13 protein-coding genes are annotated in these 17,431 nt (G+C 64.3%); 1 reads left to right on the forward strand and 12 read right to left on the reverse strand.

What is annotated here, in order from left to right:
- Nucleotides 1-181: 181 nt before the first annotated feature.
- Nucleotides 182-2,545, reverse strand: coding sequence for a transketolase (locus tag ACR9YP_RS33585; RefSeq protein WP_438110100.1), 2,364 nt, complete (start codon nucleotides 2,543-2,545; stop codon nucleotides 182-184).
- A 135-nt stretch (nucleotides 2,546-2,680) separates the two neighbouring features.
- Here ACR9YP_RS33585 and ACR9YP_RS33590 point away from each other — a divergent pair, with 135 nt between their 5' ends.
- Complete coding sequence (locus ACR9YP_RS33590) at nucleotides 2,681-3,142, forward strand: Lrp/AsnC family transcriptional regulator (RefSeq protein ID WP_438110101.1); 462 nt, start codon at nucleotides 2,681-2,683, stop codon at nucleotides 3,140-3,142.
- A 240-nt stretch (nucleotides 3,143-3,382) separates the two neighbouring features.
- Here ACR9YP_RS33590 and ACR9YP_RS33595 read toward each other — a convergent pair whose 3' ends face one another.
- The 11 genes from ACR9YP_RS33595 to ACR9YP_RS33645 all read right to left on the reverse strand — a co-directional run bounded on the left by ACR9YP_RS33595 (nucleotide 3,383) and on the right by ACR9YP_RS33645 (nucleotide 17,140).
- A complete protein-coding gene (locus ACR9YP_RS33595) occupies nucleotides 3,383-4,462 on the reverse strand; it encodes a zinc-binding dehydrogenase (RefSeq protein ID WP_474217900.1) in 1,080 nt (359 codons plus the stop codon).
- 59 nt (nucleotides 4,463-4,521) lie between these two features.
- Nucleotides 4,522-5,463: a DMT family transporter gene (locus tag ACR9YP_RS33600; protein WP_438110860.1), complete on the reverse strand. Its 942-nt coding sequence runs from the start codon at nucleotides 5,461-5,463 to the stop codon at nucleotides 4,522-4,524.
- Nucleotides 5,464-5,651: 188 nt separating this feature from the next.
- Complete coding sequence (locus ACR9YP_RS33605; RefSeq protein WP_438110105.1) at nucleotides 5,652-6,491, reverse strand: aldo/keto reductase; 840 nt, start codon at nucleotides 6,489-6,491, stop codon at nucleotides 5,652-5,654.
- Between the two features lie 178 nt (nucleotides 6,492-6,669).
- Nucleotides 6,670-7,566, reverse strand: coding sequence for an SMP-30/gluconolactonase/LRE family protein (locus ACR9YP_RS33610; protein WP_474221157.1), 897 nt, complete (start codon nucleotides 7,564-7,566; stop codon nucleotides 6,670-6,672).
- A gap of 264 nt (nucleotides 7,567-7,830) precedes the next feature.
- A complete protein-coding gene (locus ACR9YP_RS33615; RefSeq protein WP_438110107.1) occupies nucleotides 7,831-10,533 on the reverse strand; it encodes a nitrate reductase in 2,703 nt (900 codons plus the stop codon).
- A 27-nt stretch (nucleotides 10,534-10,560) separates the two neighbouring features.
- Nucleotides 10,561-11,778 (reverse strand): NAD(P)/FAD-dependent oxidoreductase, encoded by a 1,218-nt coding sequence (locus tag ACR9YP_RS33620; RefSeq protein ID WP_438110109.1) that lies wholly within the window; start codon nucleotides 11,776-11,778, stop codon nucleotides 10,561-10,563.
- A 10-nt stretch (nucleotides 11,779-11,788) separates the two neighbouring features.
- A complete protein-coding gene (locus tag ACR9YP_RS33625; RefSeq protein WP_370985068.1) occupies nucleotides 11,789-12,217 on the reverse strand; it encodes a globin family protein in 429 nt (142 codons plus the stop codon).
- Nucleotides 12,218-12,339: 122 nt separating this feature from the next.
- Nucleotides 12,340-13,719 (reverse strand): MFS transporter, encoded by a 1,380-nt coding sequence (locus tag ACR9YP_RS33630; RefSeq protein WP_370985067.1) that lies wholly within the window; start codon nucleotides 13,717-13,719, stop codon nucleotides 12,340-12,342.
- A 337-nt stretch (nucleotides 13,720-14,056) separates the two neighbouring features.
- Nucleotides 14,057-14,851 carry an ABC transporter ATP-binding protein gene (locus tag ACR9YP_RS33635; RefSeq protein ID WP_474217901.1) on the reverse strand — a complete coding sequence of 265 codons (795 nt, stop codon included), beginning with the start codon at nucleotides 14,849-14,851 and terminating at the stop codon, nucleotides 14,057-14,059.
- Between the two features lie 12 nt (nucleotides 14,852-14,863).
- Complete coding sequence (gene ntrB, locus ACR9YP_RS33640; protein ID WP_438110112.1) at nucleotides 14,864-15,760, reverse strand: nitrate ABC transporter permease; 897 nt, start codon at nucleotides 15,758-15,760, stop codon at nucleotides 14,864-14,866.
- Nucleotides 15,761-15,820: 60 nt separating this feature from the next.
- Complete coding sequence (locus tag ACR9YP_RS33645) at nucleotides 15,821-17,140, reverse strand: CmpA/NrtA family ABC transporter substrate-binding protein (RefSeq protein WP_474217902.1); 1,320 nt, start codon at nucleotides 17,138-17,140, stop codon at nucleotides 15,821-15,823.
- Nucleotides 17,141-17,431: the final 291 nt, after the last annotated feature.

Consider the following 17,431-nt stretch of genomic DNA (forward strand, 5'->3'; position numbering starts at 1 on the left):
TCTTCTTGGGGGCTTGGAGGGGGCGTTTCGGCAGGCATCCTTGCACGAAAGCGCCAGCAATTGAACCCGCCATATGCGGGGCCAGCGTTGCGGCGGACGGAGATTATATGAGCCGGCGGCGGGAGCGAGGCAAGGTCTCAACTGCGGTCGTCCTGGCGAAGGCCAGGACGACGACGGAGACTTACACCGCCATCTTCCGATGCAGCACCGGCGCACCGGTGGTGAGGCTTTCGGCCGCATCGATGATGGCGTTGGCATCCAGGCCGTAGTAACGGTGGAGGTCCGCTATCGTGCCGGTCTGGCCGAACTGCTCGACGCCGAGCGCCTCGACGCGGTGGCCACGGACGCTGCCGAGCCAGCCGAGCGCGGAGGGATGGCCGTCGATCACGGTCACGATGCCGCAGTCGCGCGGCAACGGCGCCAGCAGTTTTTCGATGGGGCTGAGGTGCTGCAGGCCGCGGCGGTCGCGGCGCAATTTTCGCGCGGCAGTCCAGCCTGCGTGGAGGCGGTCGGCCGAGGTGATCGCGAGCAGGCCGACGTCGCGGCGGCTCTCGCCGATGAAGCCGGTCGCCTCGATCGCCTCCGGCGCGACCGCGCCGGTATAGGCGATCACGACTTCGGCATTCGGCCCCGGCTTGCGCAGCCAATAGGCGCCGTCGGTGATGCCCTGCCTCAGCTCCGGCGTCATGATGCGCTGCGCCTGCTCAATGCTGCGCGTGGAAAGCCTTAAGTAAACCGAGCCGCCCTCGCCGGCTTCGCGCTGCATGTGCTCGAAACCGAAAGCCATGATCACGGCGAGCTCGTCGACGAAGGCCGGCTCGAACGAGGCCAGGCCATCCTGCGCCATGCCGATCAACGGCGTTGCGATCGACTGGTGCGCGCCGCCTTCGGGCGCGAGCGTGATGCCCGATGGCGTCGCCGCCACCATGAAGCGCGCGTCCTGGTAGCAGGCATAGTTCAGCGCATCGAGCCCGCGCTCGATGAAGGGATCGTAGAGCGTGCCGACCGGCAGCAGCCGCTCGCCGTTGATCTGGTGCGACAGGCCGAGCGCCGAGAGCATGATGAACAGGTTCATCTCGGCGATGCCGAGCTCGAGATGCTGCCCCTTGGGGGAAGCATCCCAATTGTAGGTCGAGGGAATTTTCTCGCTGCGGAATAAGTCCGCCTTCTCGGCGCGCGCGAACAGGCCGCGGCGATTGACCCAGGGGCCGAGATTGGTCGAGACGGTGACATCAGGCGAGGTCGTGACGATGCGCCTCGCGAGCTCGCTGTCGCTGCGTGCGATCTCGTTCAGCACGAGACCAAAACCCTGCTGGGTCGACATCTGCGGCGACGGCTTGAACGCGAGCTGCTGCGGCACCTCGACGACAGGCGCGCTCAACCGGCGGCCGTCCTGGTTGAACGGCACGCGCGCGAGGAAAGCCTCGAGCTCGGCCGCATCCTGCACGAGGCCCTCGAACTTGTCCCATTCGTGCCCGGGACGGATGTTCTGGCTGTCGCGATATTTCTCCATCTGCGCGACGGTCATCAGGCCGGCGTGGTTGTCCTTGTGGCCCTGGAACGGCAGGCCGACGCCTTTGATGGTGTAGGCGATGAAGCAGACCGGGCGATCGTGGTCGATGGACTCGAACGCCTCCAGCATGCTCGCCATGTCGTGGCCGCCGAGATTCGACATCAGCGCCAGCAGCTCGTCGTCGTTGCGCTTGTCGATCAGTTTGGTGATCGGGCCCTGATCGCCGATCTCGTCATGCAGATGCTTGCGAAACGCCGCACCGCCCTGGAAGCACAGCGCGGCGTAGAGCGCGTTCGGACAATTGTCGATCCAGCGCTTCAGCGCCTCGCCGCCGGGCTCGGCAAAGGCCTCGCGCATCAGCCGGCCGTATTTCACGATCACCACGTCCCAGCCGAAATTGCGGAACATGGTCTCGAACTTTTCCCAGAGCCCTTCGCGCACGACGGCGTCGAGCGACTGGCGGTTGTAGTCGACTACCCACCAGGTGTTGCGCAGGCCGTGCTTCCAGCCTTCTGCAAGGGCTTCGAAGATGTTGCCCTCGTCCATCTCGGCGTCGCCGACGAGTGCAATCATCCGCCCCTCGCGGCGATCCTTCATCCAGCCATGCGCCTTGACGTAGTCCTGCACGAGCGAAGAGAACAGCGTCTGCGCGACGCCGAGGCCGACCGAGCCGGTGGAGAAATCGACGTCGTCGACGTCCTTGGTGCGCGAGGGATAGGACTGCGCGCCCTTGAAGCCGCGAAAATTCTCCAGCTTCTCGCGGGTCTGCCGGCCGAACAGATATTGGATGGCATGGAACACCGGGCTCGCATGCGGCTTCACCGCGACGCGATCCTCAGGGCGCAACACATGGAAGTACAGCGCCGACATGATCGTGGCGAGCGAGGCGGATGAGGCCTGATGGCCGCCGACCTTGAGCCCGTCCGCATTGGCGCGGATGTGGTTGGCGTGGTGGATGGTCCAGGACGACAGCCACAGCGCCTTGCGGCTAAGAGCGGTCAATGTGTCAAGACGAGCGGAATCAACGGGCATGGCAATGCTCCCGGGAAACAGACGCTGCGATGATACGCCTGCGGGCGGCGCCAAACTTCTCAATTTTTCGCGCCATACCTCCAGATATTGGGATATTTTACCAAGGTAGCCCGACTAAGGACAGGTTCCATTCCAATGCCCGAGCTCGACGCCATCGACCGCAAGATCCTCGCTTTGCTCCAGACCGACAGCCGCATGACCATGCAGGAACTCGCCGACAAGGTCGGGCTCTCGGTCTCGCCCTGCCATCGCCGCGTCAAGCTCCTGGAAGATCGTGGCGTCATCTCGCGCTACGTTGCGACCGTCGACCAGAAGGCGCTTGGCCTGCATGTCAGCGTCTTCATCTCGATCAAGCTGGCGCGGCAGAAGGAGGAGGACCTCAACCGCTTCGCCCGCGCGATCTCGAAATGGGACGAGGTGCTGGAATGCTATCTGATGACCGGCAACCGCGACTATCTGCTGCGCGTCGTGGCGGCCGACCTCGCCTCCTATGAGACGTTTCTCAAGACCAAGCTGACCCGGCTCGACGGCATCGCCTCGATCGAGTCCAGCTTCGCGCTGAGTCAGGTGAAGTATTCAATCGCGCTGCCGGTGTGATGGTTGTGGCCACCTCTCCCGCTCCTGTCCGCCGAAGCCTTGGCGGAGGCGGATGCGGGAGAGGCGTAGGCCGCCTCCGGCGGCCGTCATCTCAAAAGACGCCGAGGCAAAGCCTCGGCTATGGCGCAGCGCCGGGTGAGGGTTCTTTCCTCTAGGGGGTTGTCCCGATGCGGATGCACCCTCTCCCCAACCCTCCCCCGCAGGCGGGGGAGGGAGCGCACTGCCGTCGCGGCTAGATGGTCACCGCCACGGCTGCACGATGATCTTGGTGTGCGCCTCCGGATTGGCGAGATCGGCGAAGGCCTTTGCGACGCCGTCGATACCCACCTCCGCAGTCACCATCGCCGCGGCATCCACCCGCCCTTCCGCGATCAGGCGCAACGACGCTGCGAATTCGTCCGGCGTGTAGCCGAGCACATACTGGACATTGAGCTCCTTCATGATGCCCAGCATCGGCTCGCTTGTGTCGGTTTCCATGCAGACACCGACCACGACAATGCGCGCGTCACGCGGCGCGCCTTCGAACACCTGCTGCAACAGGCCAGGCACGCCGACACATTCGAAGATGATCGCAGGCTTCAACGCCGGCAGCATGGCCTGGAACGGCGGCCGCGGCGCTTTCTCCGCGCCCGACATCTGTGCGTGCGCGGCCCAGGCCGTATAAGGCTGCGACACCTTGGGGTCGACGACGATATCGGCGCCGAGCCTCGCCGCAAGCGCACGCCGCGCCGGCGAATAGTCGGCGGCGACAATCGGATGCAAGCCCTTGAGCTTCAGCGCTGCGATCACCGCGAGGCCGACCGGGCCGCAGCCGATCACGAGCGGCACCTCGTCACCACGGATATTGGCTTTTGCGACGGCGTGAACCCCGACCGCGAGCGGTTCAGTCAGCGCGGCATGTTCCGGCGCAAGACCGTTGGGCACCTCGAGCAGCAGCGCTTCGCTGAGCAGCATCGCCTCGGAATAACCGCCGATATTGTCATTGGAATAGCCGATGCCTTCGATTCCCGCAGGCGTCACCAGCGCCGGCAGCGAGCAGACGCGCGTGCCCGGCTTGAGCTTGCGCGCGGTGCCTGGACCGTAGTCGACGATCTCGCAGCAGAACTCATGACCGAACACGACGTCGCGGCTGAGGTCCATCGGCTTGCGCCCGGTCTTCCGCGCCATCTCCACCATGCGGTGGGCGTGCTGGCGCGCGTGCAGATCGGAACCGCAAATGCCGCAGGCGAGCGTCTTGACCAGAACCTGACCGGGACCCGGCGTCGGCTCCGCCATCCGGTCGACGACAATCTCACCGTTCCTGAAAATCGCAGCGCGCATCCGGCTCCTCCCCTGGTGTTGGAGCCGTTGATAGCACGACGCGGGACGCCGATCTTGCGTCAGGGGTTCGGGGAACGCTCTTCCAGCACCAGGAGCTGGGCGCGGCGCACCCGCTCGCGATGGGCGATGTAGAGGCCGCTCGCGACGATGAAGGCCGCGCCGATGATGGTCCAGAGATCAGGCACCTCACCAAAGATGAAGAAGCCCAAAATGCTGACCCAGAGCAGCTGGGTGTAGGAGAACGGCGCCAGCACCGAGGCATCGCCGTAGCGGTAGGCGAGCACGATGATCCACTGGCCGACGGTGGAGGCAACGCCGATCACAATGCCGAGCCCGATCGCGGTCCAGTTCGGCGTGACCCAGACGAACGGCACCATCACGGAAAGGATCGCAACGCCCGTCAGCGCGGAATAGGCCATGGTGGTGAGCACGGCCTCGCGACCGCTCATCATACGCGTCAGGATCAGCGCGGCAGCCCAGCAGAACGCCGAGATGATCGGGAAGAACGCGGCGGCATGAAACGCGCTGGAGCCGGGGCGCAGGATGATCATCACGCCGGTCAGACCGATCGCGGTGGCGATCCAGCGGCGCAGGCCGACCTTTTCGCTCAGGAAGATAATCGACAGCGCGGTGACGAACAGCGGCGAGACGAAGCCGGTGGCAGAGGCTTCCGCAATGGGGAGGAACCGCAGACCGGTGATGAAGAACAGCGAGGAGCCAAGCAGCGCGGCGCCGCGCATTAGCTGCAGGCCGATCCGCTCGGTGCGCATCGCATGCAGCGGTGAGCCCGGCAGCATCACCGGCGTGAACATCAGCGCGAAGGTGACGAAGCGGATCCAGGTGATCTCGATCGAAGGCAGACTGGTCGAGAGATATTTCGCGGTCACGTCGGAGGTGCCGAGAAACACCGTCGACAGCAGCACCAGCGCAATGCCCTTGAAGGGATGATCGACGCGCGCGGGCGCACGGCGAGCCGCCTGCTTCTTCTCCGGCACGGGCATGGGAATATTGTCGAGCCTTGCGGCTGCGGCGGGCGGCGGTGTCACGGCTGGAACCCGGAAATAATGCGAATCGAGAACGCTCGTAAAAAACGACAAATGCGCCGCGTTCACAACTTCCGAAAACAGGATGCCGATATGCGCTGACGTCCGCGCGCGTCAATATTCCATTAATAATGGGTGTTTTTGTACTACAACATGGGCAGGCTGCGCGGCTTCGGCCCGCGCGGAAACGCCGCATCGAGCGCCGCAATCTCCTCTTTCGTCAGCACGAGATCGCCGGCGGCCGCATTTTCGGCGGCATGTTCCGCGCATGAGGCTTTCGGAATCGCGAACACCGTAGTTGCACGGGTGAGGAAGCTCAGCACGACCTGACGCGGTGTCGCGCGACGCGTCTCCGCGATCTTCACCAGCACGGCGCCGCCCTTGCTGCGCACATCCGGAAAATCATCGTGACCGAACGGCGAATAGGCGACCACGGCGACACCATGCCGCTCACACCAGGGAATCACGGCATGCTCGATCGCGCGTTCCTTGAGATGATAGAGCACCTGATTGCATGCGATCCGTCCCTCGCCCGCAACGTCGAGAATGTCGTCGAGATCGTCGGCATCGAAGTTGGAGACGCCCCAGGACTTGATCTTGCCCGCTTTCACCAGCTCCTCGAACGCAGCGACGGTGTCCTCGAGCGGATAGGAGCCGCGCCAGTGCAACAGATAGCAGTCGAGCCGATCGGTCTTCAGCCGCTGCAGCGAACGCTCACACGCCGTGATCGTGCCGCGGCGCGAGGCGTTGCTCGGCAGCACTTTTGAAACTAGGAACACCTCATCGCGCCGGCCGGCAATCGCATCCGCAATGACGAGCTCGGCGTCACCGTACATCTCCGCGGTGTCGATGTGGGTCATGCCGAGATCGAGCCCACGCTGAAGCGCGGCAATGGCGCGCTTGCGGTCGCCGTGGTCGAGGTACCAGGTGCCCTGCCCGATGACGGAGACGTTGGCGCCGGTCTTGCCGAAAGGGTTTGTGTTCATGTTCTTTTCCGATCTCCGCTCTGTTCTCTCCCTCTCCCCGTTCTTACGGGGAGAGGGTTGGGGTGAGGGGCTGCCTCCGCCAATTCGCTAGCAGTTGGACTCGCGAGACTCCCCCTCACCCGCCGCGCTTCGCGCGTCGGCCTCTCCCCGCAAGCGGGGCGAGGCGAAGAGCCACGCGCTACAGACCGCTGATGTCAGCGACTAGTACGCTCCCGGTCGAGGACTCCGTGATATAGAGACGATCCTTCCTTTCGCCACCGATCGCGACATTCGTGCAATTCGGCCCCGCGCACGACTTGATCCGCGCAATCAATTCGCCGTTGGGCGCGAATACGAAGACGTGACCGAGCGAAGCGTGGCCGACGAACAGGCGACCTTTGGCATCCATGGTCAGGCCATCGGGGCCGCTGGTGCCGAACAGCGAGCAGAAGCGGCCGACCTTCGACACGCTGCCATCCTTCATGAACGGCAGCCGCCACACCGCATTATCGCGCGTCATTGCGACGAACAGGACGGTCTCGGTCGGATCGAGCACGAGGCCGTTCGGGCTGATGCCGGTGTTGATCAGGCAGTCGAGCCGGCCACTCGATGCCAGCCGATAGACCCGACCACTCGGATCGTGCAGGCCGGTCTGGCCCTGATCGGTGAAATAGATGTCACCGTTGGACGCGAGATGCAGATCGTTGCAGCCGCGAAACGATTCTGAATTGCGCGCGGTCAGGACCGGCGTGACGCGGCCGGCTTTGGCATCGAGCTCCATGATGCCATGCATGTAATCGGCAATCAGGATGCGGCCGTCGGATGCGATCTTCAGCCCGTTCGGCCAGCCCTCATATTCGGCGACCTGCGACCACGCGCCGTCAGGCGCAATACGGAAGATGCGGCCGAAGGGAATATCGACGATGTAGAGATTGCCTTCCTTGTCGAAGGATGGCCCCTCGATGAAGCTATCGGTCGGCACGCCCGGACGGTTGGCGTCGGCCCAATCCGTCCGCACGCCCTTGCGGCGGAACTTGTCAGGCATGGTGGAGAAGATTCTTGTTTCGATCAGGCGCGGCGGCGTTTCCAGGTACATCATTGTTGTTGTGTGTGTCGAGCTGGCGGGATGCGGAGCAGCATAGGGCACAACGACAGGGCCGTCGATTGGAGCGCACGTCGTCGTGCCGCTGGCACAACCGGCCACTCACACTCCGCCGTCGTCCCGGCGAAGGCCGGGACCCACAGCCACAGGGAGATATTTGGCGAAGACTGGTCGTCCGGTACTGCCACCGGCTACGACGGACAGATCCCGCGGTATGGGTCCCGGCCTTCGCCAGGACGACATTTGAGAGTGCCGAAACTACCCCGCCGCGCCCGCGAGCTTGGCCTGCTTCGCCGGCGCTTCCGTCGTCGCGATCAGCCGCTTCAGTTCGGGGATGCAGGAGCCGCAATTGGTGCCGGCCTTGAGCTTGGCGCCGATCTCGGCCGCGGTGCGTGCGCCAGCGGCGATGGTGTCGCAGATGGTGCCGCGGCCGACACCGAAGCAGGCGCAGACGATTGGCCCGGTCGAGGCCGTTCCCTCCGTCGACTTGCCTGACAGCAGCACGCGGCGCTGCTCGTCGGTGACGTGATCGGCCGCAAAGGCAGTTCTGATCACTTCCCAATCGCCGGCGTCATGCCCGGGGCCGACGAACAGACAGGCCTCGATGCGATCGCCAGCGAACGAGGCAGCGCGATAGATGCCGCCGCCGAAATCGCGATATTCGGCGATGTCCTCGCCGACAACGCCGTCGAGCCAAGCCGGCCAGCGCGACAGATCCGCGTTGTCGGCGAACAGATAGCCGAAACCGCCGGCAACCGTGACGCGGGTCCACAACAGGTTCGACGGCAGATCGAGCTGCTGTCGCGACAGCGCAAAACCGCGGAAGACGAATTCGTAAGGCGCGATCGCGGCCGGCGTCGCCTTGGACTCGGGCTGGCCCGAGAACGGATCGGTAAACGACTGCACCAGCGCCCCGACGCGGCCATGCGAGGCGTTCATCGCGCTCCAGTGGATCGGCGCGAACAGCGTGCCGCGCTGCTGGCGCTCGCTGACGACGACTTTCAGGATGCACTGGCCGTAATCGGTGGTGATGCGGGCATAGCCGTCGTGAGCGAGGCCGTATTTGCTGGCGTCATCGGGATGGATCTCGACGAAAGGCTCGGGCAGATGTGCGCCGAGCCGCTGGCTAAGGCCCGTGCGCGTCATGGTGTGCCACTGGTCGCGGATGCGTCCGGTATTGAGCCTGAGGGGGCGCGAGGCGCCGGTCTCGCTGCGCAACGACGGCACTTCCGGCGCGACGAAGCGGCCCTTGCCGTCATTGGTGAAGAAACCGCCTTCCGCAAAGAAGCGCGCGCGAGGCGCCTCGCCTTGGCGCGCCGGCCACTGCACCGGCTTGAGCGCATCGAAGGCTTCGTTCGACAGCGAGGTCAGCGCGCCGATGTCGAAATCACGGCTGCCGTCGTTCTCGAAGGCCGAGAGCGCCGCGTGCTCGCGAAAAATCTCGGCGGCCGATTTGTAGTTGAAGCTGTCGCCGAAGCCGAGACGTTTTGCGGTCTCGCTTAGGATCCACCAATCGGGGCGCGCCTCGCCCGGCGCCGGCAGGAACGAGCGCTGGCGCGAGATGCGGCGTTCGGAGTTGGTCACCGTGCCCGACTTCTCGCCCCAGGCGAGCGCCGGCAGCAGCACATGCGGCCCGGCCGCGACCGTGTCGTTGGAGAGCACGTTCTCGGACACCACGAACAGCTCGAGCTTCTTCAGCGCCTCGCGCACCAAGTCGGCATCGGGCAGCGACACCGCCGGGTTGGTCCCCATCACCCAGAGCGCTTTGACCTCACCGCGGTTGATCGCCTCGAACAACTGCACCGCCTTCAATCCCTCATGGGTGGCGATGCGCGGTGCCTTCCAGAACCGCTTGACGCGATCGATGTCGGGCGGCGTGAAGCCCATGTGGGCGGCAAGCATATTGGCGAGGCCGCCGACCTCGCGACCGCCCATCGCGTTGGGCTGGCCGGTGAGCGAGAACGGCGAGGCGCCCGGCTTGCCGATGCGCCCGGTGGCGAGATGGCAGTTCAGGATCGCATTGACCTTGTCGGTGCCCTGCGCCGACTGGTTGACGCCCTGCGAATAGAGCGTGACGACGCGCGGCGTGTCGCGGAACATCTGGAAGAAGGTCGCAACGTCCCGCTCAGACAGGCCCGTGGCCAGCGCGGTCGCGCTGACGCTGCCGGCAATGTTGCGCGCGCGAGCCAGCGCGTCGTCGAAGCCGGACGTGTTGTTCGCGACGTAGTCCTTGTCCAACGCTCCGCTATCGACGAGATCAACGAAGAGCCCGGAGAACAGCGCGGTGTCGGTGCCGGGCTTGAGCCCGAGGAACAGATCGACGTCATCAGCGGTGTCGGTGCGGCGCGGATCGATCACGATCATGCGTGCGCCACGCTCCTGCCGATTCCTGAGCATACGCTGGAACAGAATGGGATGGCACCAGGCGGCGTTCGAGCCGACGAAGACCAGCAGATCCGCCTGGTCGAGATCCTCATAGCAGCCGGGCACGGTGTCGGCGCCGAAGGCGCGGCGGTGGCCGGCGACCGAGGACGACATGCAGAGTCGTGAATTGGTGTCGACATTGGCAGTGCCGACAAAGCCCTTCATCAGCTTGTTGGCGACGTAATAATCCTCGGTCAGCAGCTGACCGGAGAGATAGAATGCAACCGCGTCGGCGCCATCGCGTGCCACGATATGCTGCATGCGATGGGCGACATGATCGAGCGCATCGCTCCAGGCGACGCGCTCCAGCACGCCCTTGCAGCGGATCATCGGATAGAGCAGACGGCCTTCGAGCCCGACGGTCTCGCCGAGCGCCGAGCCTTTCGAGCACAGCCGGCCGAAATTGGCGGGATGATCAGGGTCGCCCGCGATCGCCGCGCCACCCTTGCCGTCGGGTGTCGCCAGCACGCCGCAGCCGACGCCGCAATAGGGACAGGTCGTCTTGGTGGCGCGGAGCGTGGGGTCGATCGCCGTCATATCGAGCTGCCTTATCAAGCTGTCTGGTCAAGCCGCCTTGGAGGGATACGCCAGCGCGCGGCCGAACATCATGTCGGTGCGGATCGCCGCCACCTTGTCGCCATTGCGGATCAGCTCGAGGTACCAGAGCGCATCGACGGTATCGCCGATCAGCACGGCGCCGGTGAGCCGGCCGTCGGCGATCACGAGCTTCTTGTAGGTGCCGCGCCTGCGGTCGGTGAGAACGAGGCTCTCGCTGCCCTCGCCGCCCATGAAGTCGCCGGCCGAGAACACGCTGACGCCGGAGACCTTCAGATTGGTCGAGACCACGCTGCCCTGATAGGCGGCGGGACGGCCGGCCAGATGCCGCGCCAGCACCCGCGCCTGCTCATAGGCCGGCTCGACCAGGCCATAGCAGGTGCCGCGATGCTCGGCGCATTCGCCGAGGGCGAAGATGTCGGGCGAAGCCGTCTGCATCACGTCGTTGACGACGACGCCGCGGTTCACCGCGATGCCGGCCTCTTTGGCCAGCGTCACGTTGGGCCTGATGCCGGCGGCAAAAATCACGGCGTCGGCCTCGATGCGGCTGCCGTCGGCAAGCTCGACGGCCTCGACGTGACCCTCGCCATGAATGCGGGTGGTGGAGGCATTGAGCAGGATGCGGATGCCCTTGCGCTCGACCAGCATCTTGAGCAGATCGGCGGCCGGTCCGTCGAGCTGACGCTCCATCAGTCGGTCCATCAGATGCAGCAGCGTCACCGGCGCGCCGGCCTTGGCGAGTCCATACGCCGCTTCGAGACCGAGCAGGCCGCCGCCGACCACGACGACGCGCTTCTTCGCCGCAGCCAGCGTCAGCAGCAGATCGACGTCGCGGGTGTCGCGGAAGGTGTGCACGCCGGCGAGATCGGCGCCCGGCACGTTGAGCCGCAGCGGCGTCGAGCCGGTGGCGAGCACCAGCTTGGAATATTCCATGCTCTCTTCGCCGGCGATCTTGAGCTCGCGGCGGCCGGTGTCGATCTCGGTGACGCGATAGCCGTAGCGCACGGTGACGCCGCGATGGCGCCACCAGTCGGCCGGCCGGAGCTCGATCTCGTGCGAGCCGGTCTCGCCGGCCAGTACGGATGAGAGCAGCACGCGGTTGTAAGCGAGCCGCGGCTCTTCGCCGATCACGGCGACCGCGTAGCGGCCGAGCGCGGTCTTGGCGAGCTCGTCGACCAGACGCGCGGCCGCCATACCGTTACCGACGATGACCAGCGGTTCACTCACGAGGCATCTCCTATTCAGCGGCCTGCGGCCGGGCGCCGTAGGCTTCGGACATCATGTAGCCGGACAGCACGCCATAGGCGTCGGTCCAGGCTTTTGCCAGTTCGGGCGTCCATGCTTCGCCAAGACCCTTCTCCAGGGTCCACAGCAGGGTCGCGCCGACCACGGGATAGTGCTCGGCCATCGCACCGTAAGCGACGTGACGCTTGGCGAGCGCGGAGGCCGCGGGAAGAATCGAGTCCAGGTTCGACAGGCCGCCGACGACGGCAGCGAGCATGCCCATCAGCTTCTTGCGCTGCTCGGTCATGTCCTCAGGAAACATCGCGCGCACGGACGGCGCCACCTCGAACAGACGATCGTAGAACAGCACCGCGGCCTGCTCCGATATCGGCGCGACCTTGGCGAAGCTCTGTTGGATGAGAGTGATCTGTTCGGGCGTCATGTGGTTCTCCTGTCTGTTTCAGTTTGCCTTGGTGCGCGCCGTTGCGAACAAGGTTCATGGGTCAAACGTCATCAGAGAGTCTTCTCCCCGCGTACGGGGAGAAGCGAGATTCGTACCAAGTATTAGACCCTTGCTTCGGCGAGGCTTGCCGCGCCTTCGCCCTGCGGGCTGCGACGCAGGTAGAACCACCAGGTCAAAGCGAGGCAGGAGGCGTAGAAGGCGAGATAGATCGCGAGCGCGAGCTGCGGCCCACCGGTCATGGCAATCGACTTGCCGAAGCCGGTCGGGATCAGATAGCCGCCGACAGCGCCGATCGCGCCGATGAAGCCGACCGCCGCGCCGCTCTCGATGCTCGCCGTCTTCAACGCGAGCGCGCGCGCCGCATCGCCCTTGCCTCGCACCTTGAACAGGTTCTCCTCGCGGAAGATCGAGGGGATCATGCGATAGGTCGAGCCGTTGCCGATGCCCGTCGTCACGAACAGGATCAGGAACATCGACAGGAAGCCGATGAAATCCTTCTGTCCGACGAAGTAGAGCACGCCAACCGTGGCGCCCGCCATCGCGATGAAATTCCAGAAGGTGATGATCGAGCCGCCGAGCCTGTCGGCCAGCCAGCCGCCGAGCGGACGCGAGAGCGAGCCGACCAGCGGTCCCAGGAACGCGATCGAGATCGTCACGGCCGGGAATTGCGTCTTGATCAGCAGCGGAAACGCGGCGGAGTAGCCGATGAAAGATCCGAACGTGCCGATATAGAGGTACGCCATGATCCAGGTGTGCTTGCGCTTGACGATCGCGAGCTGGTTCTTCACCGACGATTTCGCCGAGGTGAGGTTATTCATGAAGAACACCGCGCCGAACACCGCGATCGCGATCGGCAGCACCCACATCAAGCCGGCATTCTGCAGGAAGATGCCGTCGACGGCCGTGGCCTGGAACAGGTTGAAGACTGCGAGCGTCATCAGGATCGGGGTCAAGAGCTGCACGCTGGAGACGCCGATATTGCCGCCGGCGGCGTTCAACCCCAGCGCCCATCCCTTCATCCGATCGGGGAAGAAGAAGGAGATGTTGGTCATGCTGGAGGCGAAATTGCCGCCGCCGAGACCCGCGGTCGAGGCGACCAGCAGCATCAGCCAGAACGGCGTGTCGGGATGGCTCACGAAATAGGCAAGCGACAGCGTCGGAATGAACAGGATCGCCGCACTGAAGATCGTCCAGTTGCGGCCGCCAAACGTCGTCACTGCGAAGGTGTAGGGAAAACGGATCAAAGCGCCGATCAGGCCCGGCACGGCAATCAGCTGGAACAACTGATCGGTGGTGTAGTGGAAGCCTGCCTGCGGCAGCTTGGTGGTGACGATGCTCCAGATCAGCCAGACCGAGAAGCCGATATGCTCGGCCACGATCGACCAGATCAGGTTGCGTCGCGCGATAGTCTTGCCAGTCGCATTCCAGAACGCCTCATCTTCGGGGCGCCAGTCTGAAATCCAAGTAGGATTTTTCGTCATTGAGTATCCCTTCCAGGCTCACCGCTGCGTCGTTGCAGGCTCAGCCTCCGACCACGGAGGCACGCTCCAAGGCTTCACCCCGGTGGCGAGTCACGATGCTGATTGATGATGTTGAGGGACGTCGTCGTTGGCGTCGCGCAAAGACACTTCAATTTCCGTGCCAGTTGCGCGCATGCTGGAAATATAGGGATTTCAGCACGTTATTCGTATTACCCGAATTTCCTGCAGGCTTTTTCGCACGCTAAATTTGCGATTCGCTCAATCCTTGTGCGGCGCACAAGGATTGAGCGGGATGTCGATTATTTAGGCGCGGACGTTTCGCGCATTAACCTTTGGTTTATGCGGCTTCTACGAAGCGATGACGCTCGTAGAGAAATTCGAGCACGCGCTGCCGGCACTTCAAGTATGTGGCGCTGGTCGCAAGCTCGAGCCGCTTGCGCGGGCGCGCCAGCGGCACCTCCAGCACCTCGCCGATGCGCGCGGAGGGCCCGTTGGTCATCATCACGATGCGGTCGGACAAGAGCACGGCCTCGTCGACGTCGTGAGTGATCATCAAAATGGTGTTGCCGAGCTTCTGATGCAGCGCCATCACGGAATCCTGGAGATGCGCTCGGGTCAGCGCGTCGAGCGCGCCAAACGGCTCATCCAGCAGCAGCACCTTCGGCTCCATCGCCAGCGCTCGCGCGATGCCGACGCGCTGCTTCATGCCGCCGGAGATTTCGGAAGGACGCTTGTCCCTGGCGTGAGCCATCTGCACCAGGTTGAGATTGTGCATCACCCAGGCGTCGCGTTCGGCACGGGACTTGGTCCTGGAGAAGACCTTGTCGACGCCGAGCCTGACGTTCTCGTACACGGTCAGCCACGGCAGCAGGCTGTGGTTCTGGAACACCACGGCGCGATCGGGTCCCGGCGAGTTGACCTCGCGGTTCTCCAGCAGCACGCCGCCGATGGTGGCATTGGTCAGGCCCGCGATGATGTTGAGCAGGGTCGACTTGCCGCAGCCGGAATGGCCGATGATCGAGACGTATTCGCCTTTCTCGATCGTAAGATTGATGTCCTTCAGCACCTCCGTGGTGGCGGCGCCGCGGGTGAAGATCTTGTCGATGTGGTCGAGCTTCAGATAGGCGGTCATGTGCCCCTCCTCTCAATTCTGCGCGGTGCCGCGGGTGACGAACTTGCCGAGGCCCGCGATCAGGCGGTCCAGCACGAAGCCGACGATGCCAACATAGAACAGCGCCAGGATGATCTCGCTGATATGCGAGGAGTTCCAGGCGTCCCAGATGAAGAAGCCGATACCGACGCCGCCGATCAGCATTTCGGCGGCGACGATCGCGAGCCACGACAGGCCGATGCCGATGCGCAAGCCCGTGAAGATGTAGGGCGCTGCCGCCGGGATCATGATCTTGGAGAAGAATTCGAGCGGATTGAGCTGCACCACCGCGGCGACGTTGCGATAGTCCTGCGGGATGTTGCGGATGCCGACCGCGGTGTTGATGATGATCGGCCAGATCGAGGTGATGAAGATAACGAAGATCGCCGAGGGCTGGCCGTCGCGAAACGCGGCGAGCGAGAGCGGCAACCAGGCCAGCGGCGGGATGGTGCGCAGCACCTGGAACAGCGGATCGAGCCCGCGCATCGCCCAGACCGACTGTCCGACCAGAACGCCGAGCGCGATGCCGGCGACCGCGGACAGCGAATAGCCGAACGCAACGCGCTGGAGACTGGCGGACAGATGCCAGAACAGACCTTTGTCGATGCCGCCATGGTCGAAGAACGGATCGAGGATCAGCTCCTTTGTGTCATTGAACACTTTTGACGGTGGCGGCAGCGCCGAGCCGGCACGGCGGCAGACCAGCTCCCACACCAGCGTCAGCAGCGCGATCACGACCAGCGGCGGGATCACGCGCACGGCCGTCTCCCGTGCCATGCGTGCGTAAGCTTCGGTGCGCGGGGGACGCTTTGGCGTCATCGCGACGACGGGCGCGGCGGTGATCGCAGGCGTCGCGGTCTCAATATCAATCTTGGCGGCAGACATATTCATTGCAATCTCTCTCGGGCTTCAAAAGACGATGCGGCCGCCCGAAGGCGGCCGCTGGCTCCATCAGACTTCGACACGCTTGATCGCGAGCGACTTCAGATAGGCAGCCGGATTTTCCGGATCGAACACCTTGCCGTCGAAGAAGGTCTCCTTGCCGCGCGAGGTGGAGACCGGGATCTCGGAGGCCGCGACACCGAGCGTCTTGGCAGCGTCGCGCCACAGATCCTCGCGGTTGACCTTGGCGACCAGCGCCTTGGTGTCGAAATTCGCCTCGTATTTGCCCCAGCGGATGTCCTCGGTGAGGAACCAGAGATCGTGGCTCTGGAAGGGGTAAGAGGCGAAGTCGCGCCAGTACTTCATGATGTGTGGGGAATTCTCGACCACCTTGCCGGGGATGCCGTAGTCGAACTTGCCGGCGGTGCGGTCGAGCACGTCCTCGACCGGGCAATTCATCCACTGCCGCTTGCCCATGATGGCGGCGAGCTCGGCCTTGTTCTCGGCCTTGTCGGACCACTGCTGGGCTTCCATCACGGCCATCAGCAGCGCCTTTGCCGCCTTCGGATATTTGTCGACGAAGGCCGCGCGCATGCCGAAGGATTTCTCCGGATGCTTGTTCCAGAGTTCGCCGGTGGTGACGGCGGTATAGCCAATCTTCTGGTGGATGAGCTGCAGGTTCCAGGGCTCGCCGACGCAGAAGCAGTCCATGGTACCGACCTTCATGTTGGCCACCATCTGCGGCGGCGGCACCACGATGGTCTCGATGTCCTTGTCGGGATCGATGCCGCCGGCGGCGAGCCAATAGCGGATCCAGAGGTCGTGGGTGCCGCCGGGGAAGGTCATCGCGGCCTTCACGGCCTTGCCGGAGGCCTTCTTCTTCTCCAGCGCCGCCTTGAAGGGCGATGCATCGACGCCGAGCTTGAGGTCGGCGTATTCGTTCGCGACGGAGATGCACTGGCTGTCGAGATTGAGCCGGGCCAGGATGTACATCGGCGTCGGCTGGTTGTTTTGCGTCACCTTGCCGGCCGAGATCAGATACGGCATCGGGGTGAGGATATGCGCGCCGTCGATGCCGTTGCCTTCGGAGCCGAGCACGAGATTGTCGCGCGTCGTGCCCCAGGAGGCCTGCTTCTGTACATCGGTGTCGGGCATGCCATATTTGGCGAACAGGCCCTTGTCCTTGGCGACGAAGAGCGGCCCGGCGTCGCTGAGCGCGATGAAGCCGAGCTTGGCGCCCTTGACCTCGGGGCCCGCCTCCTGCGCGAAGGCGCCGGCGGGGAAATTCAGCTTTGCGGCGGCGAGGAGTGCGGCGGTAGAGCCTGCGGCCTTCAACAATTGGCGGCGGCTGAGCCCGTTATCCGAGGGCCGGCGGGTGCGCTTCGTCATAGGCAGTGTCGTCCTTTGCGTCGTTGCAGAATTGATTGGCGTCAGTGCACACGAGCAGCCCGTCCGTCCGGTGGCGCCGTCTTTGGCGCGTGCGAACGCACGACGGGGAGACCCCCGTCTGGTGGCGTCAGCAAATCGGATGAGAAGTCTCGCGGGACGGCTTCAATGGCGTCGGCCTGGAACTATTCAAGCTTCATGCCAAGCCCGACGACTTAGAAAGGATTGAATAATCAATATGTTATGGAGGTCGCGACAGGCCGCCGCAGGACCGCTCCGCATGTGAAACTTGCG

The sequence above is a fragment of the Bradyrhizobium sp. BR14999 genome (assembly GCF_056106085.1).

Coding starts and splice junctions, on each gene's coding strand:
- ACR9YP_RS33585 (WP_438110100.1), bottom strand. CDS start 2,545: ATGCCCGTTGATTCCGCTCGTCTTGACACATTGACCGCTCTTAGCCGC.
- ACR9YP_RS33590 (WP_438110101.1), top strand. CDS start 2,681: ATGCCCGAGCTCGACGCCATCGACCGCAAGATCCTCGCTTTGCTCCAG.
- ACR9YP_RS33595 (WP_474217900.1), bottom strand. CDS start 4,462: ATGCGCGCTGCGATTTTCAGGAACGGTGAGATTGTCGTCGACCGGATG.
- ACR9YP_RS33600 (WP_438110860.1), bottom strand. CDS start 5,463: ATGCCCGTGCCGGAGAAGAAGCAGGCGGCTCGCCGTGCGCCCGCGCGC.
- ACR9YP_RS33605 (WP_438110105.1), bottom strand. CDS start 6,491: ATGAACACAAACCCTTTCGGCAAGACCGGCGCCAACGTCTCCGTCATC.
- ACR9YP_RS33610 (WP_474221157.1), bottom strand. CDS start 7,566: ATGTACCTGGAAACGCCGCCGCGCCTGATCGAAACAAGAATCTTCTCC.
- ACR9YP_RS33615 (WP_438110107.1), bottom strand. CDS start 10,533: ATGACGGCGATCGACCCCACGCTCCGCGCCACCAAGACGACCTGTCCC.
- ACR9YP_RS33625 (WP_370985068.1), bottom strand. CDS start 12,217: ATGACGCCCGAACAGATCACTCTCATCCAACAGAGCTTCGCCAAGGTC.
- ACR9YP_RS33630 (WP_370985067.1), bottom strand. CDS start 13,719: ATGACGAAAAATCCTACTTGGATTTCAGACTGGCGCCCCGAAGATGAG.
- ACR9YP_RS33635 (WP_474217901.1), bottom strand. CDS start 14,851: ATGACCGCCTATCTGAAGCTCGACCACATCGACAAGATCTTCACCCGC.
- ntrB (WP_438110112.1), bottom strand. CDS start 15,760: ATGAATATGTCTGCCGCCAAGATTGATATTGAGACCGCGACGCCTGCG.
- ACR9YP_RS33645 (WP_474217902.1), bottom strand. CDS start 17,140: ATGACGAAGCGCACCCGCCGGCCCTCGGATAACGGGCTCAGCCGCCGC.